Raw genomic sequence first — 22,530 nt, forward strand, 5'->3', positions numbered from 1 at the left:
CCGAAGGGGCCTTGTCGACGAGCCGAAGGCCGGGCGCGCGGGCGCCACGGCCATTGGCCGCAAGGTTACTGCTGGTGTTCACCGTGCTCGCGGGCAATGGCCCGATAGCCGATGTCGCTGCGGTAGAAGCTGCCTTCCCACTTGACCTGCTCGGCCAGGCGGTAGGCTTGCTGCTGGGCGGCCTCGACGGTGGCGCCCATGGCGGTGGCGCAGAGCACACGGCCGCCGGCGGTGACCACCTGGCCATCCTTGAGTGCGGTGCCGGCATGGAACACCTTGCCTTCGAGCTTGGCCGCGGCGTCCAGGCCGCTGATCGCGGCGCCCTTGGCGTAGTCGCCGGGGTAGCCACCGGCAGCCAGGACCACGCCCAGGCTCGGACGCGGGTCCCACTGTGCTTCGACCTTGTCCAGGGCCTTGGCGAAGGCTGCTTCGATCAGCAGCACCAGGCTCGACTCCAGGCGCAGCATGACCGGCTGGGTTTCCGGGTCGCCGAAGCGGCAGTTGAACTCGATGACCTTGGGGTTGCCCGCCTTGTCGATCATCAGGCCGGCATACAGGAAGCCGGTGTAGACATTGCCTTCCTCGGCCATGCCACGCACGGTTGGCCAGATCACCTGGTCCATCACCCGCTGGTGCACCTCGGCGGTGACCACCGGGGCTGGCGAATAGGCGCCCATGCCGCCGGTGTTCGGGCCGGTGTCCTGGTCGCCGACGCGCTTGTGGTCCTGGCTGGTGGCCATCGGCAGCACGTTGTGGCCGTCGACCATGACGATGAAGCTGGCTTCCTCGCCGTCGAGGAATTCCTCGATCACCACGCGCGAGCCGGCGTCACCGAAGGCGTTGCCGGCGAGCATGTCGCGCACGGCGTCTTCGGCTTCCTGCAGGGTCATGGCGACGATCACGCCCTTGCCGGCGGCCAGGCCGTCGGCCTTGATCACGATCGGCGCGCCTTTTTCCCGCAGGTAGGCCAGGGCCGGCTCGATCTCGGTGAAGTTCTGGTAGTCGGCGGTGGGGATCTTGTGGCGGGCCAGGAAGTCCTTGGTGAAGGCTTTCGAGCCTTCGAGCTGGGCCGCGCCCTTGGTTGGGCCGAAGCAGTCCAGGCCGCGGCTGCGGAACAGGTCGACGACGCCAATGACCAGTGGCGCTTCCGGGCCGACGATGGTCAGGTCGACGTTCTTTTCGGCGAAGTCGGCCAGTTGCTCCAGGGCGGTGACGTCGATGGCGACGTTCTCGCACTTGGCTTCGGTGGCGGTACCGGCGTTGCCGGGGGCGACGAAGATTTTCTCGACGCGTGGGTCCTGGGCGACTTTCCAGGCCAGGGCGTGTTCACGGCCGCCGCTGCCGATGATCAAAACTTTCATGTCAAAACCTCGAATTCTGTTTGGCGCCGATCCGCGTTCCCTGTGCAGGAGCGGCCTTGTGTCGCGATAGGGCTGCACAGCAGCCCCAGCAATTTCTGCTGCGAAGCTGAAACCCGGGGCCGCTTTGCGGCCCATTCGCGACACAAGGCCGCTCCTACAGGGGCCGGGATCGGCCCAGCATCTGATTAGTGGCGGAAGTGGCGCATACCGGTAAAGACCATGGCGATGCCGGCTTCGTCAGCGGCAGCAATCACCTCGGCGTCACGCATCGAGCCACCCGGCTGGATCACGGCGCTGATACCCACTTTAGCCGCGTTGTCGATGCCATCGCGGAACGGGAAGAACGCATCCGAGGCCATCACCGCGCCCTGCACCTGCAGGCCGGCGTGTTCGGCCTTGATCGCGGCAATGCGCGCGGAGTTGACGCGGCTCATCTGGCCGGCGCCGACACCGATGGTCTGGCGTTGCTTGGCGTAGACGATGGCGTTGGACTTGACGAACTTGGCCACTTTCCAGGCGAACACCAGGTCGTGGATCTCTTGCTCGGTTGGGGCGCGCTGGGTGACGATCTTCAGGTCATCGGCGCTGATCATGCCGATGTCGCGGCTCTGCACCAGCAGGCCACCGTTGACGCGCTTGAAGTCCCAGCCGCCAGCGCGCTCGGCTGGCCACTCGCCGCATTCCAGCAGGCGCACGTTCTGCTTGGCCGCTACCACGTCGCGGGCAGCCTGGGAGATTTTCGGCGCGATGATCACCTCGACGAACTGGCGGTCGACGATGGCCTGGGCGGTTTCGCCGTCCAGCTCGCGGTTGAAGGCGATGATGCCGCCGAAGGCCGACTCGGTGTCGGTGGCGTAGGCCAGGTCGTAGGCCTTGCGGATGCCGCCTTCGTCTTCAGGCACCACGGCCACGCCGCAGGGGTTGGCGTGCTTGACGATGACGCAGGCCGGCTTGACGAAGCTCTTCACGCACTCCAGCGCGGCGTCGGTGTCGGCCACGTTGTTGAACGACAGTTCCTTGCCCTGCAGCTGCACGGCGGTGGAAATGCTGGCTTCGCCTTTCTTGGCCTCGACGTAGAACGCCGCGCTCTGGTGCGGGTTCTCGCCGTAGCGCATTTCCTGGGCCTTGACGAACTGGCTGTTGAAGGTGCGCGGGAACGCGCTGCGGCCTTCGGTGGACAGGGTGTCCTTGGCCTGGTCGATGGTGCCCATGTAGTTGGCGATCATGCCGTCGTAGGCGGCAGTGTGCTCGAACGCCTTGAGCATCAGGTCGAAGCGCTGGGCGTAGGTCAGGCCGCCGGCCTTCAGGCCTTCGACGATGCCGGCGTAGTCGCTGGCGTTGACCACGATGGCGACGTCCTTGTGGTTCTTCGCCGCCGAGCGGACCATGGTCGGGCCACCGATGTCGATGTTCTCGATGGCGGTCGGCAGGTCGCAGCCTGGCTTGTTGATGGTGGCTTCGAACGGATACAGGTTGACCGCGACCAGGTCGATCGGCTTGATGCCATGCTCGTTCATGATGGCGTCGTCGGTGCCGCGACGGCCGAGGATGCCGCCGTGGATCTTCGGATGCAGGGTCTTGACCCGGCCGTCCATCATTTCGGCGAAGCCGGTGTAGTCGGCCACTTCCACCGCGTTGACGCCGTTGTCCTTGAGCAGCTTGTAGGTGCCGCCGGTGGACAGGATCTCGACACCGAGCAGTTGCAGCTCACGGGCGAATTCGAGGATCCCGGTCTTGTCGGAGACGCTGATCAGGGCGCGGCGGATCGGCAGGCGGGTAGTCTGGTCGGTCATTTCAGATTCCATAACGCGGTGGAGTCAGCAAAAAAGGCGCCTCGTGACGAGCGCCTTTTTGGTTGGGGTTCTGGCCTTACAACAGATCGTACTGCTTGAGCTTCTTGCGCAGCGTGCCTCGGTTGAGCCCGAGCATCTCGCTGGCCTTGGTCTGGTTGCCCTTGACGTAGTTCATCACGCTTTCGAGCAGCGGCGCCTCGACCTCCGAGAGCACCAGGTTGTACACGTCCGTGACGGTAGCGCCTTCCAGGTGGGCGAAGTAGTTGTGCAACGCCTTCTCGACGCTACCGCGCAGGGTCTGGCCCTCCTCGCTCGGCGTGTTCAGGTGCTGCTTGAGGTTGACGTTGTCGCTCACGGGCGTTGTTCCACTCACTAATGTCTCGGTCATCATCGTCATGCGGCCACCCCTTGTTCGTCCTCTGTCCCAAGGCTCTGTCGACGTTCGGCGAAAAACGCCTGAACGTTGGCGCACTGCGCTTGTGTATCTTGCAAAGCGTTGAACCGGCTGCGGAACTCCTTGCCGCCGGGTCGGGTCGCCAGGTACCAGCCAACGTGCTTGCGGGCGATACGCACACCCATCACATCGCCATAGAAGGCATGCAGCGCGGCCAGGTGCTCCAGCAGAATGCGTTCCACTTCGTCCAGCGCCGGGGCGGGCAGGTGCTCGCCCGTGCGCAGGTAATGCTCGATCTCGCGGAAAATCCACGGCCGCCCTTGGGCGGCACGGCCGATCAGCAGGCCGTCGGCACCGGTGGCATGCAGCACCGCCCGGGCCTTTTCCGGCGAGGTGATGTCGCCGTTGGCGAACACCGGGATCGACACCGCCTGCTTGATCGCGGCGATGGTGTCGTACTCGGCGTCACCGGTGTACAGGTCGGCGCGTGTGCGGCCATGCACCGCCAGCGCCTGGATGCCGGCCTGCTCGGCGATCCTCGCCACATTCAGGCCGTTCTTGTTCGCCCGGTCCCAGCCGGTGCGGATCTTCAGGGTCACCGGCACGTCCACGGCGCCGACGACGGCATGGAGGATCTCGCTGACCAAGGCTTCATCTCTCAATAAAGCAGAGCCGGCGGCCTTGTTGCAGACTTTTTTCGCCGGGCAACCCATGTTGATGTCGATGATCTGCGCGCCCGCGGCAACGTTGGCGCGGGCGGCCTCGGCCATCATCTGCGCGTCGCCGCCGGCGATCTGTACCGAGCGCGGCTCGGGATCGTCCTCGTGGATACGGCGCAGGCTCGACTTGCGGCTGTTCCACAGGCGCATGTCGCTGGAAACCATCTCCGACACCACCATGCCCGCCCCGAGGCGTTTGCACAGGGTACGGAAAGGCTGGTCCGTGACCCCGGCCATGGGTGCCAGGATCAGGTTGTTCTGCAGTGTGTAAGGGCCGATGCGTACCGCCGACATAGGTGTTCCCTGTTGTGGGGCCGAATCATTGGAGTTCGAAAAAGGGTTGGCATGATACCCGCTCTCGATGACCGGATAAAGATGAATCTGGATAAAATCTGAACAGTTGCGGTGTTATGCCGCGTGGCCATGGGCCCTGGCTTTTCAGTCGTTTAGCCGGCTTTGCCGGCCTTTGCCGGCAGAGGATGGCGCTACAGGCGGGTGTGGGACGGGCGTGCCGCTTGTCGCTTACTCCGGCGAGCGGAAGCTCAGGCTGTAGTTCACCGCCTTCGGCCCCGGGTCGAGGATATCCAGGGCGATGTGGATCGGGGTCTGGCTGGGCATCTCGCCGCGCCCGGCCAGCTCGCCCGACAGGTATTCGCTGGGCTTGAAGCGGCGGCTGGCGATCAGCTGGCCGCTGAGGTCGGCAAAGCGCAGTTCCAGCAGCGGGAAAGGCTGGGCGAAGGGGGCGCGGTTGTAGATGATCGCATCGACGATCAGCGCGCCCTTGAAGTCGGGGTGGCTGCGCACCACCAGGTTGCTGCTCTTGATCCGCGAAATGTCGACCCGGGTCGGCACCTGGCAGCCGAACATCGGGCACAGTTGCTGGAACCACGGGCGGTACTGGTCCTGGCGGGCCATCTCGTCGAAGTGGTACCAGACGTACTGGAACGCCAGCAGGCCGGCGGCGAGCAGGGTCAGCATGCCCCACAACAGGCGCTTGCCCCAGTTGGGCGCGGGTTTTTCCCAGCCCAGTTGCAACGGGTCGTCGACCACGTCGATCAGCGGTTCCTTGCGCGGGCGCTCGGCCTTGGGCGCCGGGCTCGGCGCCAGGTGCACCTCGGTTTCGTCCTCGTCGCGGGCCGATAGGCGTTCGCCGCGCACATCGTCGTCCAGGGCCGACAGGCCCGGCTCCGGCACGGGGTCGTCGTGGCTGGCCAGGGGCGGGGTGTCGAGGTCGCTGCCGGCCGACGGATGGCGCACGGGCGGTTCGTCGTCCAGCTCCAGGTCGGTGGCGCCGAGGGTCGGTTCCGTGCGCGCTTCGGCGGCGGGCTCCAGCTCCAGCGCCTGTTGTTCCAGCAGTACCGGCGCCTCCTCGGGTTCCAGGGGCGGCTCGGGGCGCTCGTCGGTGGCGGTACCGAACGGTTTTACCTCGGCTTCGTCCGCGCCCTGGTCGTCACGGCGGGCTTGCAGCACGCCTTGGGCAGGTGCCTGGCGGCGGTCACCGGGGCTGCGGCGCTCGAGGCGCGCCAGTTCCTGGTCGAGGTCCAGCGCGTCCAGTTGCTCGGCGGTGACGGCCCAGTCTTCTTCGCTCATCGGCGCCCGCTCGCTGGGCGCCGCTACCGGCGGCTCGCTGGGTGGCTGCACGGTTGCCGGCGCCGGCGGCTCGACAGGCTGCCCGGCGGCGCGGTTCTGCTCCAGCAGTTGCTTTGCCGCGTTGAACACCTGCAGGCAGTTGCCGCAGCGCACCACGCCGCGCGCCACGCTCAACTGGTGATGGGTGACGCGAAAGCTGGTCTGGCAATGCGGGCACTGGGTGACGAAACTGTCGGTCATGCGGCGATCCGGAGGCTGGGCAGGTGTTGAGTCTAGGCGCGCTTAGCGGCGACGACCACTGATGCGTACCCAGCCGTCGCGCACGACGATCGGGTCCAGGTCGAAGTCGGCGGCGTAGGCGCTGGCCACTTCCTCGCCTTGTTCGGCGAGGATGCCGGACAACGCCAGCAGGCCACCGGGGCGAACCAGGCCGGACAGTTGCGGCGCCAGTGCCACCAGCGGGCCGGCAAGGATGTTGGCGACCAGCACATCGGCCTGCATGGCCGGCATCTGCTCGGGCAGGTGCAGGTCGAACCTGTCGTCGGCGATACCGTTGCGCTGGGCGTTGTCACGGGAGGCCTCGATAGCCTGCACGTCGATGTCGGTGCCGACCGCCTGGCGGGCGCCGAGCAGCAGCGCGGCGATGGCCAGGATGCCCGAGCCGCAGCCGAAGTCCAGCACCTGGGTGCCTTGCAGCTGTTGGCCGTCGAGCCATTCCAGGCACAGCGCGGTAGTCGGGTGGGTACCCGTGCCAAAGGCCAGGCCCGGGTCGAGCAGCAGGTTGACCGCGTCCTTTTCCGGGGCTTCGTGCCAGCTCGGCACGATCCACAGGCGCTGGCCGAAACGCATGGGCTGGAAGTTGTCCATCCAGCTGCGTTCCCAGTCCTGGTCCTCGATCACCTCGGCGTCATGCTCGGGCAGCTCGGTGCCTGTCAGCAGGCGCAGGTGGGCGAATACCTGCTCAGGCTCGGCGTCGGCCTCGAACAGGGCCAGCAAATGGGTATGCGACCACAGCGGGGTGGTGTTGAGGTCCGGTTCGAAGATCGGCTGGTCTTCGGCGTCCATGAAGGTCACCGAGACGGCGCCGACTTCCAGCAGGGCGTCTTCGTAGGTTTCGGCTTGTTCCGGGCTGATGGCCAGGCGTACTTGCAGCCAGGGCATGGCGGGCACCTTTGGTAAATCGACAGGGGCAGCCCGAGGCTGCGCGAAAGGCTGGCAGTTTACGCGAGTGCGGGGAGTTTGTAGAGAAGCCAGAGGGTGGCAAGGTCCCTGTAGGCGCGGCCTTGTGTCGCGAAAGGGGCGCGCAGCGGCGCCAAGGCATCGGCATCATGCAAAACCGCCGGGGCTGCCATGCAGCCCTTTCGCGACACAAGGCCGCTCCTACAGGGGGGCGTGCCTGCCTTGCGGGCAACAAAAACCCCGGCACAGGGCCGGGGTTCATGCATCACGCTAACGCGATCACTCCTGGTTGGCCAGTTTGTGCTCGAGGTAGTGGATGTTGACGCCGCCTTTGCAGAAACCTTCATCACGCACCAGGTCGCGGTGCAGCGGGATGTTGGTCTTGATGCCGTCGACGACGATCTCGTCCAGGGCATTGCGCATGCGGGCCATGGCTTCGTCGCGGTCCTTGCCGTAGGTGATCAGCTTGCCGATCAGCGAGTCGTAGTTCGGTGGAACCGAGTAACCGCTGTACAGGTGCGAATCGACGCGCACGCCGTTGCCGCCCGGGGCATGGAAGTGCTTGACCTTGCCTGGGCTCGGGATGAACTTCTTCGGGTCCTCGGCGTTGATCCGGCACTCCAGCGAGTGACCACGAATCACCACGTCTTCCTGGCGGAACGACAGCTTGTTGCCAGCGGCGATGCTGAGCATCTCCTTGACGATGTCGATGCCGGTGACCATCTCCGAGACCGGGTGCTCGACCTGGACGCGAGTGTTCATCTCGATGAAGTAGAAGCGGCCGTTCTCGTACAGGAACTCGAAGGTACCGGCACCGCGGTAGCCGATTTCGATGCACGCGTCGACGCAACGCTTGAAGACTTCCTGGCGGGCCTTCTCGTCGATGCCCGGGGCCGGGGCTTCTTCCAGTACCTTCTGGTGGCGGCGCTGCAGCGAGCAGTCACGGTCACCCAGGTGGATGGCGTTGCCCTGGCCGTCGGACAGCACCTGGACTTCCACGTGACGTGGGTTGGTCAGGAACTTCTCCAGGTAGACCATCGGGTTGCCGAAGGCGGCGCCGGCTTCGGTGCGGGTCAGCTTGGCCGAGGCGATCAGGTCCTCTTCCTTGTGCACCACGCGCATGCCGCGACCACCACCGCCACCGGCGGCCTTGATGATCACCGGGTAGCCAACCTCGCGGGCAATGGCCAGCGCGGTTTCTTCGTCTTCCGGCAGCGGGCCGTCGGAGCCCGGCACGGTCGGTACGCCCGACTTGATCATCGCGTCCTTGGCCGAGACCTTGTCGCCCATCAGGCGAATGGTGTCGGCTTTCGGGCCGATGAAGGCAAAGCCGGATTTTTCCACCTGCTCGGCGAAATCGGCGTTTTCCGCGAGGAAGCCGTAACCCGGGTGGATCGCGGTGGCGCCGGTGACTTCGGCGGCAGCGATGATCGCCGGGATGTGCAGGTAGGAATCCTTGGACGATGCAGGGCCGATGCAGACCGACTCGTCTGCCAGGCCCAGGTGCATCAGTTCACGGTCGGCCGTGGAGTGCACGGCGACGGTCTTGATGCCCAGCTCTTTGCAGGCACGCAGGATCCGCAGGGCAATTTCCCCGCGGTTGGCGATCAGAACTTTTTCGAGCTTCCCAGACATCGTTGGCTCTCCGCGAATCAAACGATGGTGAACAGCGGCTGGTCGAACTCAACCGGCTGGCCGTCTTCCACCAGGATGGCGTCGATCACACCGCCGATGTCGGCTTCGATGTGGTTCATCATCTTCATGGCTTCGACGATGCACAGGGTGTCGCCTTTCTTCACGGCCTGGCCCACTTCAGCGAAGTTCGGCGAGGTCGGCGATGGCTTGCGGTAGAAGGTACCGACCATCGGCGAGCGGATCACGGTGCCTTTGAGCACTGGGGCAGCAGCTTCAGCGGCTGGCGCGGCAGCGGCGGCGACCGGGGCGGCAGCGGCAACCGGAGCGGCCATCGGTGCTGGGGCGGCGAAGTACTGGGCGCCGGCCGGGGTCTTGCTGTGACGGCTGATGCGAACGGACTCTTCGCCTTCCTTGATCTCCAGTTCGTCGATGCCGGACTCTTCCAGCAGTTCGATCAGCTTTTTGACTTTACGGATATCCATTAATCAGCAACTCCCAAGGTTCGGTCGGGGACGTAATTTGAAAACGTGTCGAAAACGTTTCTTCCGGACCTCGGCCCATTGGGGCCAAGGCCTTGTGTCATCAGGGCTGTGCGTTGGCAGCCAGGTGTTCCAGCGCAGACTCCAGGGCCAACCGGTAGCCGGTGGCGCCGAGGCCGCAGATCACCCCTACGGCAACATCGGAAAAGTAGGAGTGGTGGCGGAACGGTTCACGCTTGTGCACGTTGGACAGGTGCACTTCGATGAATGGGATGCTCACCGCGAGCAACGCGTCACGTAATGCGACGCTGGTATGCGTGAAAGCGGCCGGATTGATCAGGATGAAGTCCACGCCTTCGTTGCGCGCGGCGTGGATCCGGTCGATCAATTCGTACTCGGCATTGCTCTGCAGGTACTGCAGATGGTGGCCGGCGGCGCGGGCGCGCTGCTCCAGGTCCTGATTGATCTGGGCGAGGGTGGCCGCGCCGTAGTGGCCCGGTTCACGGGTGCCGAGCAGGTTCAGGTTGGGGCCGTGCAGCACCAGTAGGGTTGCCATCTGCGGTTCCTTGGTTTTTGTAGGGCAATTCGACATAGCGCGGCGACTATGCCGGAACGGGCGCTGGGTGTCCAGTTCCCGGCAATAGCCAGCACGATGTCCGAGATTCGCGCAAAGTATGTGACCGGATGATTAACTTTGGTCACCGGATTGCCGATTTTTCCCAGGCTGCGGGAAGTTATAGCCCGAGTTGGCCGCGCACGCGGGCCAGGACCTGGGCAAAATCGCCGGCGTTTATCTCGCCGATCACTCGATCGCCAGTCATTTCGCTGCCGTTCGCGGCAAAGAACATCAGCGCCGGCGGGCCGAACAGCTGGTAGCGATCGAGCAGCGCGCGCTGGGCGGCATCGCTCGCGGTGATGTCCAGGCGCAGCAGGCGGAACGCACCCAGTTGCGCTTGCACCGGTGGCGCCGTGAGCACGTCGTGTTCGATCACCTTGCAGCTGATGCACCAGTCGGCGTACCAGTCCAACAGCACCGGCTGGCCGGCGGCCTTGGCCTCGGCCAGGGCGGCGTCGAGCTCGGCCGGGCTGGTGAGGGTCTGCCAGGCATCGGCCTTGGCCACGGCAGCGCTGCCGGCCACGTTGGGCGGCGGCAGCGGCCGCAGGGGATCACCCTGGCCGCTCAGGGCGCCGTACCAACAGGCCAGGGCATAGACCAGCAGCACCAGGCCAAGCAATTGCGCCAGGCGCTCGCGGGCAGGCTTGACGACGAACTCCAGGGCGCCGAGGAACAGCGCCACGCCGGCGGCCAGCAGGCCGATCAGCAGCAGCGTCAGCGGCCCTGGCAGCACCCGGCTGAGCAGGCCGATGGCCAGGCCCAGCAACAGCACGCCGATGGCGTTCTTGACCGTGTTCATCCACGGGCCGCTCCTGGGCAGCCAGGCCGCGCCACCGGTCGCCACCAGCAGCAGCGGGGCGCCCATGCCCAGGCCCAGGGCGAACAGCTTGAGCGCGCCGCCGAGGGCATCGCCGCTGGCGCTGATGTACAGCAGCGCGCCGGCCAGCGGTGCCGACACGCAGGGCGACACCAGCAGGCTGGACAACACGCCGAGGATCGCCGCGCCCAGCAGCGAGCCGCCCTGGGTGCGGTTGGCGACCCGGTCCAGGCGATTGCTCAGGGCCTGGGGCAGCTTGATCTCGAACAGGCCGAACATGGCCAGGGCGAACAGCACGAAGAACGCCGCGAACGGCACCAGCACCCAGGCCGACTGCAGCCGCGCCTGCAGGTTCAGGCCGGCGCCGAACAGCCCCATCAGCGCGCCGAGCACGGCGAAGCTGGCGGCCATCGGCAGCACGTAGGCCAGCGACAGCGACAGGCCGCGCAGCCCGCCGACCTGGCCGCGCAGCACCACGCCCGAGAGGATCGGCAGCATCGGCAGCACGCAGGGGGTGAAGGTCAGGCCGATCCCGGCGAGGAAGAACAGCGCCAGGGATTTCCAGCTCCAGCCCTGCTCGGCACCGCCCGGCTGCGCCGGGCCTTCGCCGGCGATGCCCAGCCGCGCGGTTTGCGGCGGGTAGCACAGGCCCTTGTCGGCGCAGCCCTGGTAGCCCACCAGCAAGGTGAAGGCGCGTGGGTCGTTGCGCGGCAGCTCGATGTCGAGCACGCCGTGGTAGACCTCGACATCGCCGAAGAACTCGTCGTGCTTGGCTTCGCCCTCGGGGATGGCCGGCGTGCCCAGCTTGATGTCCGCCGGTTGTGTGCGGAACTGGAGGCGGTGGCGGTACAGGTAGTAGCCGTCGGTGGCGACGAAGCGCAGCTTGACGGTCTGCGCGTCGGCCTGCATCAGGCTGAGCTTGAAGGCTTCGTGCACCGGCAGGAAGTCGGCGCTGTTGGAGGCGGCGCCGAGGGTGGCGCTGGGGCGGTTGTCGAGCAGGCCCGTGGCGAACACGGGGCTGGCCAGCAGCAGGAACAACAGGAAAAACAGGCGGCGCATGACGGACTCGCGAGGTGGAACCTGGCGGGCATGATAGCGGAGTTGGCCGAAATTGGGGCCGCTGCGCGGCCCATCGCGACACAAGGCCCGTTCCTACAGGGGAGCGCGGTTTCCGGTAGGAGCGGCCTTGTGGCGTGCTCGAGGGCAGAGCCCTGGCAATCCAGGCCATGCCGATGTCATAGCCGGAACGCCCGCACCGCCGTATTCAACTCGCCCCCCAGCTTGAGCAACTGTTCGCCCTGTTCGCGTCCTTCACCAATGCGCTGCAGGTTATCCTCGCCCAGCGCGTGAATGCGCTCGCTGTGATCGCGAATCTCGCTCACCGCGCCGCTTTGCTGGGCGGTCACCTCGGCGATGCGCACCGCGGTTTCGGCGATGGTGCCGATAGCGCTGACGATCGCATCCAGCGCGCCATCGGCCGCCTGCGCCTGGCTGGCGGTGGCCTCGGCATGCTCCAGCTGCGTGCGCATGCCGTCCACCGAGTCGCGGGCGGCTTGTTGCAGGCGGTCGATCAGGGCCTGGATCTCGCCGGTGGCGCCGGTGGTGCGCTGGGCCAGCGAGCGTACTTCATCGGCGACCACGGCGAAGCCGCGGCCCATTTCGCCTGCCCGGGCGGCCTCGATGGCGGCGTTGAGCGCCAGCAGGTTGGTCTGCTCGGCGATCGCGCGGATCACCGTGAGCACGCCGCCGATGGTGCCCGACTCCTCGGCCAGCTGTTCGATCATGCGCGCATTGCCCTGCACCTCGTCGACCAGGGCGCGCAGGCCGGACAGGCTCTGGCCGATCACCGTCTGGCCCCGTTCGACGGCCTGGCCGGCATCGCGGCTGGCGTCGGCGGCGGCGCTGGCGTCGCCGGCCACCTGCTGGATGGTCGCCTCCAGTTCGCCGAGAGCGTCGCGGATCTGCGCGGTGTCGCCGGCCTGGCGCTCGGCACCATCGTGCAAGGCGCTGCTCATGCCGGCCAGGGCGTGGCTGCTGCCGGCCACCTGTTCGGCGTTGTGGCGCAGGGTGCCGACCAGCTCCACCAGGTACTGGCGCAGGCGGTTGAGCGATTCCTCGATGTCATGCAATTCGCGGTTGGTCCGGCCCAGGACGATGGCTTGGGCGAAGTCGCCCTCGGCCCAGCGCGACAGTGCCGGCGCCAGGCCGGTCAGGGTGCGGGCCAGGCGCCGTTGCAGGGTGTCGATGAGCAGGGCGATGAGCAGGATCAGGCCAATCATCAGGCCCTGGATGATGCGCACTTCCCCGGCGATCTGCCCGTGCTGGGCGCGTACCTCCGGCTCCAGGGCGGCGATGGCCTGGCGCACGGCGTCCAGGCGTTCGTTGGTGCTGGCCGCCAGGGCGGCGCGGCGTTCGATCTGCGCGCGGGTGCGTTGCAGCTCGGCGGGGTAGCGCTTGAGCAGGCTCTGCAGCTCACGCTTGAGGCCCACGGCGATGTCCTCCTGCTGGCTGCTGGCCTGGGTCTGCAGGCCCATCATCGCGGCGAAGTCATCGGCGTTGGACTCGGCGGCGCGGGTCACCCCGAGCAGCGGCAAGGCGTCGATCCGCTCGGCCTGGGCGGCGATCAGCTGCAGCTCGCGGTCGACTTCGTCGGCCAGCTCGGCGCGGCCGCTGCTGACCAGTTTGTCGCGGGCCAGGGACAGGCGCGCCAGGTGCACCGCGGCGTCCAGCAGCGCGGCCTGGTAAGGGCCGGCGGCGGCGCTGGCGCTGTCGCGGGCGTAGCCTGCGAGTTGCTCGAAGTTCGCGCCCAGTTCGCGCTCGGCCTGCAACAGCAGGGCCTGCGGGTCGCCGGCCAGCTTGCCGGCGCCAAGCAACTCGTTGGCGCTGAAGGCCTGCAAGCTGTCCAGGCTCGGGCGCAGCTTGGCCGCCAGCGCTTGCGGCCAGTCGTCCAGGGCCGCCAGCAAGGCGCCGGTGGCCTGGCTGGCCGCGGCATGGCGCAAGGCATCGCCGCTGCCCAGGTAGGCCTCGATGTTGCGTGCCGCGTCATGCTGGAACTGCTGGGACAGGCCCAGGTAGCGCTCCATCAACTGGTAGGGGCGCTCCAGGGCGCGTTGCGACCACCACAGGGTCGCGCCCAGGGCGATACACACGGTTACCAGCAACAAGGTGTTGAAATTGGTCAGCCACTTCAGGCGCATAGCCGCGAACTTCCTGCGGAGGGGGAGTGGAGAGGTCGGGGCCTGAAGTTATTGCGATTTTGTGACGGGGTGATGACGACGGAGGGCTGGCGCCCTAAAAAAGTGGCACAGTGCCGGTATTGTTTGATGGTTGCTGTCTTTAACCCTTTGGGCTGCGCTGTCACGCAGGGAACCGTCCCCTTGTAGGAGCGGCCTGGCGTCGCGAAAGGGCTGCGTAGCGGCCCCAGGTTCTGAGCCACCCTCGAAATTGCCGGGGCTGCTGCGCAGCCCTTTCGCGACGCCAGGCCGCTCCTACAGGGGCGAGTTAAACCAATGGGTTACGAGTTTTCCATTAGCGCGGCCGATGCCGGCGGCTACGGCTCAACGCTGACCACGCAATTGCGCCCGGCATGCTTGGCCCGGTACAGCGCCTCGTCCGCGGCGCTGGCCATGCTCAGCGCGTCGAGCGCGTCATCCAGTTGCACCACCCCGGCGCTGAAGGTGCATTGCAGGTCATGGGGCTGTGCCGGGTAGTGGATCTCGGCAAAGCGCCGGCGGATTTCATCGAGCACCTTGTGTGCGGCCACAAGCCCGGTATTGGGCATGACGATGGCGAACTCCTCGCCGCCGTAGCGGCCGATGAAGTCGGTCTTGCGCAGGCGTTGCTTGAGGAACAGCGCCAGGCTCTTGATCACCCGGTCGCCCATGGGGTGGCCATGGCGGTCGTTGATCTTCTTGAAATGGTCGATATCGAGCATGGCGAAACTCAACGGCTGCGCTTCGCGCCGGGCGCGGAAGCTGCAATCCTCGAGCAGTTGCAGGATATGGGTGTGGTTGTACAGCCCGGTAAGGCTGTCGCGGACCATCCGCGCCTTGAGGTTGCGGGCGCGGGCGGCGCGGTTGCGCACGGTGGTGATCAGGTGGCGGGCGCGGATCGGCTTGGTGAGGAAGTCGTCGCCGCCTTCGCTCATGGCATCGAGCTGCTTGTCCAGGTCGTCCTCGGCCGACAGGTAGATGATCGGCACGCTGACGTAGCGGTCGTTGTGGCGGATCACCTTGGCCAGCTCCGTGCCGGTGCAGGCGGGCATGTACATGTCGAGGATGATCAGGTCGGGCTGGAAGTCCGCCAGCTCGCTCATGGTACGGATCGGTTCGGTGAGCGTGCGGGTGATGATCCCGGCGCTGTTGAGCAGGCGCTCGGTGTGCAGGGCCTGGGCGCGGGAGTCGTCGATCACCAGCACGCGAAACGGCTCGTACTGGGTGGCGCTGGTCAGCAACTCGAGTTTTTCCAGCAGGCTGGAAGCGTCCAGGGTGCCGGTGAGGAATTCCTGGCCGCCGGCGCGCACGGCGGCCAGGCGGGTCGGGGTGTCGGTTTCGTGGAGGCTGAAGAACAGCAGCGGAATGTGCAGCTCCAGCCCCTGCTGGGCCTGGGCCGCCAGGTGCAGGCCGAGGCCGGCGCCGGTGAAGTCGACGTCCATGACGATGGCCGACGGCAGGCGCTCGCTCATCGAGGCCTGGAACGCCTCGGCACTGCACAGCGCCTGCACGCTCAGGCCAAAGAACTCCAGTTGCTGGGCCAGGCGCTCGGCGCGCTCGTGGTCCTGCAGGACGATGTACACCGGCTTGCGCAGCGGTGGCAGGGGCACGTTGTCGAGCTGGTCGCCCTTGCGCAGGCCGGTGCGCGACAGGCGCTGCATCAGGCGGTTGAGTTCGCTGATCAGCTCGGAGTTGAGCCGCGCGCTGTTGGCCTCGATGGCGCGCAGGGTCTGGCCGATGGCCTGCGACAGGCTGCTGTGCTCGGGCTGTTCGAAGCGTTCGGCGTAGCGTTGCAGGCGCAGGTTGGCCTCGCACAACTCGCCCAGGCCGCCGCTGGACCACTCGCCACGTTGCAGGCGCTGCCAGATCTCGAGGATCTGCCGGGCCTGGTGGATCACCCGCTGGGCAAAGTGCTGCTTGAGGCGTTCGTGGCTCGGCTCGGCTGGCTGGGTCATGTCCTGACTACTTATAAGGGGGAGGGTGCAGGTTCGATGATGGCTCTATGCTAGCACTGCTTTTTGGCAAGCGAGTGCCTGGGGTCAACAAAGTGTTTAGGGAATTATTATTCAGTTGCCGACCCGATGGTCGCTTATACGAATGGCGACGTCTGCTTTATAGTGCTGCCACGCGGGCTTGCCGTGGCACCCTGGCGTACGCCTGTGGTCCAAGCCCCTAACCGTCGTGATTGATCAAGGACAATTGCCATGCTGGATTGGAAAAACCGCGAGGCCAAGGCCGAACCCCGTGAGCGGGTCGACACCCGTGGCGCCGCCACCCGCAGCTACCTGGGCGGCCTGTGGAGCCGAGCCCTGGGTACGTTGATCGGCCTGTACCTGCTGGTGTGCATCGGCCTGGGCTGGTACTGGAGCCAGGAGCCGGCGCTGTTCCCGGTGCAGAACAACGCCCAGGCCGCCGCCGAGCGCAACGGCCAGCAGATGGTGATTGGCTATACCACCGTCGAGACCCTCAAGACCGTGGCCAGCACCCTGCTCGACAAGCCAGGCGGCTATATTTCCAACGACCGTTTCCCGCCGGGCCTGTGGATGGACAACATGCCGAGCTGGGAGTACGGCGTGCTGGTCCAGGTGCGCGACCTGTCCCGCGCCCTGCGCAAGGACTTCGCCCGCTCGCAGTCGCAGTCCACCGAGGATGCCGACCTGGCCAAGGCCGAGCCGCGCTTCAACTTCGACAACAAGAGCTGGATCCTGCCCTCGAGCGAGTCGGAGTTCGAAGAAGGCATCAAGTCGCTGACCCGCTACCAGACCCGCCTGGCCAAGGGCGACCAGGGCGCGATCTTCTATACCCGCGCCGACAACCTGAACAACTGGCTGGGTGACGTCGCCACCCGCCTGGGCTCGCTGTCGCAGCGGCTGTCGGCCAGTGTCGGCCGGGTCAAGCTGAACAACACCCTCAAGACCGAGTCCGTGGCCCCGGGCCAGGCGCCGCAGGTCGACGAGGAAGTGGTCGAGACCCCATGGCTGCAGATCGACAACGTGTTCTACGAGGCCCGTGGCCAGGCCTGGGCGCTGTCGCACCTGCTGCGCGCCATCGAGGTGGACTTCGCCGACGTGCTGGCGAAGAAGAACGCCACGGTCAGCGTGCGCCAGATCATCCGCGAGCTGGAAGCCTCGCAGGAAGCGCTGTGGAGCCCGATGGTGCTCAACGGCAGCGGCTTTGGCATGTGGGCCAACCACTCGTTGGTGATGGCCAACTACATCTCCCGGGCCAACGCCGCGGTCATCGACCTGCGGCAGCTGCTGTCCCAGGGCTGATATGCCGGTCAGTCCCGCCGAGGTCGCGCACCGTGCAGCCTCCGACGCCGAGCTGGTGGCCTGGGTCGATGACCAGGATCAACTGCTCGGCGCCTTGCCCAGGGCCGAGCTGCGCGAGCGCGGCTTGATCGGCCGTTGCACCTTCATCCTGCTGTTCAACAGCGCAGGCGACTTGTGCGTGCACCGACGCACCCTGAGCAAGGCGTTGTATCCGGGGTACTGGGATGTGGCGGCAGGCGGCATGGTCGCCTGCCAGGAAAGCTATGACCAGTCGGCGGCCCGGGAGCTGGCCGAGGAACTGGGCGTGAGCGGCGTCGAGTTGCGTTTTCACGAGACGTTCTACTTCGAGCAGCCGGGTAATCGCTTGTGGTGCGCGGTGTATTCGGCGGTGTGGGACGGAGCGCTGCGCTTGCAGCCCGAGGAGGTCATCGAGGCGCGGTTCATCAGTGTCGAGCAGGCCCAGGCGGAAAGTACGCAACGACCGTATTGCCCGGACTCGCTGGTGGCGTTGCAGCGGTACCAGGCGGGCTTGAGCTAATGGGGGCGCTTTGCGCCCCTTTCGCGACACAAGGCCGCTCCTACAGGGGATCACGTTCTCCTGCAGGAGCGGCCTTGCGTCGGGAAAGGGCTGCGTAGCAGCCCCAGTGGCCCAAAGGTCGCAAAACTTTCGTAAAATGGCGCAATCCTGTACTTAGCAACAGCCAGATTTATCGTTACACTGCGCGCCCTTTTCGGGCTGCCGCAGGACCTTGCGGCAGTAGCGCCGCCCCTGCCAGAGTGGGGCTTCGCGGTCGGCACCCGCCGACCAGTTTTTGTCCTCAGCACCGAGGAACAAAAGTGGCCAAGAAAGCTTCTTCCTTTTCCGCCCTTGGCGGTCTCGTCTTTTCCACCGATGCCGGTCGGCACTGTCCCGACTGCGGCAAACCGGTGGATGACTGTATCTGCAAGCAGCAGGTCATCCCCGAGGGGGATGGCATTGCCCGCGTGCGCCGTGAAAGCAAAGGCCGTGGCGGCAAGACCGTGACTACCATCACGGGCGTCCCCCTGGCCCTTGAGCCGCTCAAGGAGCTCGCCAGCGCGCTCAAGCGTCGTTGCGGCACCGGCGGCGCGCTCAAGGACGGGGTCATTGAAATCCAGGGTGATCACGTCGAGCTGTTGCTCGCCGAGCTGATCAAGCAAGGTTTCAAGGCGAAGAAATCCGGCGGCTGAGTGCAGCCGCGCGATTTTTTGCCCAGCGCTTTCTAAACTCGTTCCCGTGGGCAGGGTCTATGCCTGACACGGAAGAATCGTCATTTTCAGTATCTACACTGCCAGCGCGACAAGGTGGGGCAGTGTTTCGACTTTTCATACAGGGGACTTGAATGTCCGTACGACGCACACGCAAAGACGATGGTAGCCAGTGGACCGTGGCCGACAGCCGCAGTGTTTATGGCATCCGCCATTGGGGCGCGGGTTATTTCGCCATCAATGAAGCCGGGCGCGTCGAAGTGCGCCCCAACGGCCCGGACAGCGCGCCGATCGACCTCTTCGAGCAGGTCCAGGAGCTGCGCCAGAGCGGCCTGTCGCTGCCGCTGCTGGTACGTTTCCCCGACATCCTGCAAGACCGCGTGCGCCAGCTGACCGGTGCCTTCGACGCCAACATCGCGCGTCTTGAGTACCAGAGCCAGTACACCGCGCTGTACCCGATCAAGGTCAACCAGCAAGAGGCGGTGGTGGAGAACATCATCGCCACCCAGAACGTCTCCATCGGCCTGGAAGCCGGCTCCAAGCCCGAGCTGCTGGCGGTGCTGGCGCTGGCGCCGAAAGGCGGCACCATCGTCTGCAACGGCTACAAGGACCGTGAGTTCATCCGCCTGGCGCTGATGGGGCAGAAGCTCGGCCACAACGTGTTCATCGTCATCGAGAAGGAATCCGAGGTCGCCCTGGTGATCGAGGAAGCCGCGGACCTCAAGGTCAAGCCGCAGGTGGGCCTGCGCGTGCGCCTGTCGTCGCTGGCCTCGAGCAAGTGGGCCGACACCGGTGGCGAGAAGTCCAAGTTCGGCTTGTCCGCCGCCCAGCTGATCTCGGTGGTGCAGCGCTTCCGTGACGCCGGCCTGGACCAGGGCATCCGCCTGCTGCACTTCCACATGGGCTCGCAGATCGCCAACCTGGCCGACTACCAGCACGGCTTCAAGGAAGCCATCCGCTACTACGGCGAGCTGCGCGCCCTGGGCCTGCCGGTGGACCATATCGACGTCGGCGGCGGCCTGGGCGTGGACTACGACGGCACCCACTCGCGCAACGCCAGCTCGATCAACTACGACATGGACGACTACGCCGGCGTGGTGGTGGGCATGCTCAAGGAGTTCTGCGATGCCCAGGGCCTGCCGCACCCGCACATCTTCTCGGAGAGTGGCCGCTCGCTGACCGCGCACCATGCCATGCTGGTGATCCAGGTCACCGACGTGGAAAGCCACAATGACGAAGTGCCGACCATCGAGAACAAGGCGGCGCTGCCCGAGACCGTGCAGTGGCTGGCCGACCTGCTGGGCCCGACCGACATCGAGATGGTCACCGAGACCTACTGGCGCGCCACCCACTACATGGGCGACGTGGCCGCGCAATATGCCGACGGCAAGCTGACCCTGGCCGAGAAAGCCCTGGCCGAGCAGTGCTACTTCGCCGTGTGCCGGCGCCTGCACAACTCGCTGAAGGCCCGCCAGCGTTCGCACCGCCAGGTGCTGGACGAGCTCAACGACAAGCTGGCCGACAAGTACATCTGCAACTTCTCGGTGTTCCAGAGCCTGCCGGACACCTGGGCCATCGGCCAGGTGCTGCCGATCATCCCGCTGCACCGCCTCGACGAGGAGCCGATGCGCCGGGCCGTGCTGCAGGACCTGACCTGCGACTCCGACGGCAAGATCAACCAGTACGTCGACGAGCAGAGCATCGAGACCAGCATGCCGGTGCACGCGGTCAAGGACGGCGAGGACTACCTGCTGGGCGTGTTCCTGGTCGGTGCCTACCAGGAAATCCTCGGCGACATGCACAACCTGTTCGGCGACACCGACTCGGTGAACATCTACCAGAACGCCGATGGCAGCGTGTACCACGCCGGTATCGAGACCCACGACACCATCGAGGACATGCTGCGTTACGTGCACCTGTCGCCGGAGGAGTTGATGACCCACTACCGCGACAAGGTCGCCAGCGCCAAGATCAGCGCGCGCGAGCGCACGCAGTACCTGGATGCGCTGCGGCTTGGCTTGACCCGCTCGTCGTACCTGTCTTCGTAATCACTGGGGCCGCTTTGCGGCCCTTTCGCGACACAAGGTGCTCCTACAGGCGATTGCGCAGTAATTGCCATACGCGATCCCCCTGTAGGAGCGGCCTTGTGTCGCGATCTGAGGGCGCAGCCCTCACCGCGTCATACCCGGTAATGACCCGCTTACGCCATCCCCCATCGAGACACCTATCCTGCGAATGCAATGTTCAAAGGAAGTCGACATGGACCGTCACGGCAATCATCGCCTGCGCCAAGGGCGCTTTTCAGAATCAGGCAGGCTTTATCTACTAACTACCGTTACCCGCCAGCGGAACCCACTGTTCCACAACCTTTGGTTTGCGCGAGCGGCCATCCATCAATTACGTCTGAGTGATCATGAAGGTAGCTGCCGTACATTGGCTTGGGTTCTGATGCCAGACCATCTGCACTGGTTGATCGAGCTTGGGCCTACCAGCCTGGATAAACTCATGTGTGCCTTCAAGTCGCGAAGCAGCTGTGCTCTTTATCAGGCAGGGGCTGCACGACAGCACATTTGGCAGCCTGGATATCACGACCGGGCTTTGCGGCGAGACGAGGATGTGAGAATGGCCGCGCGATATATCGTTGCGAATCCCATCAGGGCAGGGCTGGTACGGCGTGCTGGTGAGTATTCACATTGGGATTGTGTTTGGCTGTGAGTCAGCAGGTGAGGGCTGCGCCCTCATTTCGCGACACAAGGCCGCTCCTACAGACGACCGCGATCTCCTGTGGGTACGGCCTTATGTCGCGATAGGGCCGCGAAGCGGCCCCAGCTTCACCGAACCCACCGATCCTGTTGATGCAACCGCCACCCGACCCAGCCCAGCGTGATCGCCCGCAACGCCATGAACAGCAAGAACGCCAGCCACAACCCATGGTTGCCGAACCCGCGCATGGCAAACGCCACGGGCAGCGCAATCAACACCGACACCAGCATCGCATTGCGCATCTCCCGCGCCCGCGTCGCGCCGATGAACAGCCCATCGAGCAGGTAGCTCCATACCGCCACCAGCGGCAGCAGTGCCAGGTACGGCAGGTAGGGATACGCCGCCGCGCGCACGCTGGCGATGTCGGTCTGCATGTCGATGAACAGGTGCCCGCCCAGCACGAACAGCACCGCGAAACCCAGGCTGACGATCAGCGACCAGCCACAGGCCACCACTAATGTGCGTTGCAACGACTCGCGATCACGGGCGCCGATGGCATGGCCGCACAGGGCCTCGACCGCATGGGCCAGGCCATCGAGGGCGTAGGCGGCGAGCAGCAGGCCATTGAGCAGCAGGGCGTTGGCCGCCACCGTGGCCTCGCCCAGGCGCGCACCCTGCACGGTCAGCAGCAGGAACACCAGTTGCAGCGCCAGGCTGCGCAAAAAAATGTCGCGGTTCACCGCCAGCAGCGGGCGCCAGGCCTGCCAGCGCTTGAGCGCGGCCCAGGCGATATGCCCGGGGTAGGCGCGCAGCGCCGGGCGGGTGAGGGCCAGGCCCAGCAGCGCAGCGCTCCATTCGGCGATCACCGAGGCCCGCGCCGAACCGACTACGCCCCAATCCAGGCCGAGCACGAACCACAGGTTCAAGGCGATGTTCAGCAGGTTGGTGGTCAACAGGATGGCCAACGGCGCCCGGGCGTTCTGGGTGCCAAGGAACCAGCCGACCAGGGCGTAGCTGGCCAGCGCCGCCGGGAGGCCGAGCAGGCGGGTGTGGAAGAATGCCTCGGTCGATGTGAGCAGCGCGGCGCTGGGCTGCATTGCCTGCAGCGCCAGCTGGCTGAAGGGCAGGGCGAGCAGGCCAATCAACACGGCCAGGGCGAGCGCCAGCAGCAGCCCTTGCACCAGCACCTGGCGCAACGCGGCGCCATCGGCGCGGCCAGCGGCCTGGGCGGCAAAGCCGGTGGAACCCATGCGCAGGAAACCCAGCAGCCCGACCATGAAGGTGAACAGCGTGGCGCCCACCGCCACCGCGCCCAGTTGGTGGGCATGGGGCAGGTGGCCGATCACCGTGCTGTCGACCAGCGCCACCAGTGGCACCGAGATGTTGGACAGGATCATCGGCGCGGCCAGGGCCCAGACCTTGCGGTGGGTAAGGCGCTCGCGCCAGGCGATGGACAGTGAAGACATGCGGGCTCCAGCGGGATGCAGTAGGGCCATCGCGGGGCTTGCCCGGCGATGGCCGAACGGATTGTAC

The 22,530-nt window shown here is 65.9% G+C and carries 18 protein-coding genes; 5 read left to right on the plus strand and 13 right to left on the minus strand.

What is annotated here, in order from left to right; genetic code table 11:
* Positions 1-65: 65 nt before the first annotated feature.
* The 12 genes from purD to KSS95_RS05930 all read right to left on the minus strand — a co-directional run bounded on the left by purD (position 66) and on the right by KSS95_RS05930 (position 15,750).
* Positions 66-1,361, minus strand: a complete 1,296-nt coding sequence (gene purD / locus KSS95_RS05875; protein ID WP_217852463.1) for a phosphoribosylamine--glycine ligase — start codon at positions 1,359-1,361, stop codon at positions 66-68.
* A gap of 185 nt (positions 1,362-1,546) precedes the next feature.
* Positions 1,547-3,154: a bifunctional phosphoribosylaminoimidazolecarboxamide formyltransferase/IMP cyclohydrolase gene (purH, locus tag KSS95_RS05880; RefSeq protein WP_217852465.1), complete on the minus strand. Its 1,608-nt coding sequence runs from the start codon at positions 3,152-3,154 to the stop codon at positions 1,547-1,549.
* A gap of 76 nt (positions 3,155-3,230) precedes the next feature.
* Entirely contained in the window at positions 3,231-3,551 is a 321-nt protein-coding gene (gene fis / locus KSS95_RS05885) for a DNA-binding transcriptional regulator Fis (protein ID WP_134692528.1), read from the minus strand.
* A complete protein-coding gene (gene dusB / locus KSS95_RS05890) occupies positions 3,548-4,561 on the minus strand; it encodes a tRNA dihydrouridine synthase DusB (RefSeq protein WP_217852467.1) in 1,014 nt (337 codons plus the stop codon). The genes fis and dusB overlap by 4 nt, the downstream gene beginning before the upstream one ends.
* A gap of 228 nt (positions 4,562-4,789) precedes the next feature.
* Positions 4,790-6,097: a DUF3426 domain-containing protein gene (locus tag KSS95_RS05895; protein ID WP_217852468.1), complete on the minus strand. Its 1,308-nt coding sequence runs from the start codon at positions 6,095-6,097 to the stop codon at positions 4,790-4,792.
* A 42-nt stretch (positions 6,098-6,139) separates the two neighbouring features.
* Positions 6,140-7,018 (minus strand): 50S ribosomal protein L11 methyltransferase, encoded by an 879-nt coding sequence (prmA, locus tag KSS95_RS05900; RefSeq protein WP_217852470.1) that lies wholly within the window; start codon positions 7,016-7,018, stop codon positions 6,140-6,142.
* A gap of 297 nt (positions 7,019-7,315) precedes the next feature.
* Entirely contained in the window at positions 7,316-8,671 is a 1,356-nt protein-coding gene (gene accC, locus KSS95_RS05905) for an acetyl-CoA carboxylase biotin carboxylase subunit (protein WP_134692520.1), read from the minus strand.
* A gap of 17 nt (positions 8,672-8,688) precedes the next feature.
* Positions 8,689-9,153 carry an acetyl-CoA carboxylase biotin carboxyl carrier protein gene (gene accB, locus KSS95_RS05910; RefSeq protein ID WP_217852472.1) on the minus strand — a complete coding sequence of 155 codons (465 nt, stop codon included), beginning with the start codon at positions 9,151-9,153 and terminating at the stop codon, positions 8,689-8,691.
* Between the two features lie 100 nt (positions 9,154-9,253).
* Positions 9,254-9,706, minus strand: coding sequence for a type II 3-dehydroquinate dehydratase (gene aroQ / locus KSS95_RS05915; RefSeq protein ID WP_011535870.1), 453 nt, complete (start codon positions 9,704-9,706; stop codon positions 9,254-9,256).
* Between the two features lie 178 nt (positions 9,707-9,884).
* Complete coding sequence (locus KSS95_RS05920; RefSeq protein WP_217852474.1) at positions 9,885-11,642, minus strand: protein-disulfide reductase DsbD; 1,758 nt, start codon at positions 11,640-11,642, stop codon at positions 9,885-9,887.
* A gap of 176 nt (positions 11,643-11,818) precedes the next feature.
* Entirely contained in the window at positions 11,819-13,780 is a 1,962-nt protein-coding gene (locus KSS95_RS05925; RefSeq protein WP_217852476.1) for a methyl-accepting chemotaxis protein, read from the minus strand.
* 353 nt (positions 13,781-14,133) lie between these two features.
* Positions 14,134-15,750, minus strand: coding sequence for a diguanylate cyclase (locus KSS95_RS05930; RefSeq protein ID WP_217852478.1), 1,617 nt, complete (start codon positions 15,748-15,750; stop codon positions 14,134-14,136).
* A 249-nt stretch (positions 15,751-15,999) separates the two neighbouring features.
* Here KSS95_RS05930 and KSS95_RS05935 point away from each other — a divergent pair, with 249 nt between their 5' ends.
* From KSS95_RS05935 to KSS95_RS05955, 5 genes are all read left to right on the plus strand, one after another.
* Positions 16,000-17,067: a DUF2333 family protein gene (locus KSS95_RS05935; RefSeq protein WP_134692510.1), complete on the plus strand. Its 1,068-nt coding sequence runs from the start codon at positions 16,000-16,002 to the stop codon at positions 17,065-17,067.
* 1 nt (position 17,068) lies between these two features.
* Positions 17,069-17,605: an NUDIX hydrolase gene (locus KSS95_RS05940; RefSeq protein ID WP_217852479.1), complete on the plus strand. Its 537-nt coding sequence runs from the start codon at positions 17,069-17,071 to the stop codon at positions 17,603-17,605.
* A gap of 299 nt (positions 17,606-17,904) precedes the next feature.
* A complete protein-coding gene (locus KSS95_RS05945) occupies positions 17,905-18,276 on the plus strand; it encodes a translation initiation factor Sui1 (RefSeq protein ID WP_217852481.1) in 372 nt (123 codons plus the stop codon).
* 152 nt (positions 18,277-18,428) lie between these two features.
* Positions 18,429-20,342: an arginine decarboxylase gene (gene speA, locus KSS95_RS05950; protein WP_217852483.1), complete on the plus strand. Its 1,914-nt coding sequence runs from the start codon at positions 18,429-18,431 to the stop codon at positions 20,340-20,342.
* A 211-nt stretch (positions 20,343-20,553) separates the two neighbouring features.
* Positions 20,554-21,009, plus strand: coding sequence for an REP-associated tyrosine transposase (locus KSS95_RS05955; protein ID WP_217852485.1), 456 nt, complete (start codon positions 20,554-20,556; stop codon positions 21,007-21,009).
* Between the two features lie 116 nt (positions 21,010-21,125).
* Here the strand turns inward: KSS95_RS05955 and KSS95_RS05960 are convergent, their stop codons facing one another.
* A complete protein-coding gene (locus KSS95_RS05960; protein ID WP_217852487.1) occupies positions 21,126-22,463 on the minus strand; it encodes an MATE family efflux transporter in 1,338 nt (445 codons plus the stop codon).
* Between the last annotated feature and the right edge of the window lie 67 nt (positions 22,464-22,530).

The organism is Pseudomonas muyukensis (assembly GCF_019139535.1).
Classification (GTDB): domain Bacteria; phylum Pseudomonadota; class Gammaproteobacteria; order Pseudomonadales; family Pseudomonadaceae; genus Aquipseudomonas; species Aquipseudomonas muyukensis.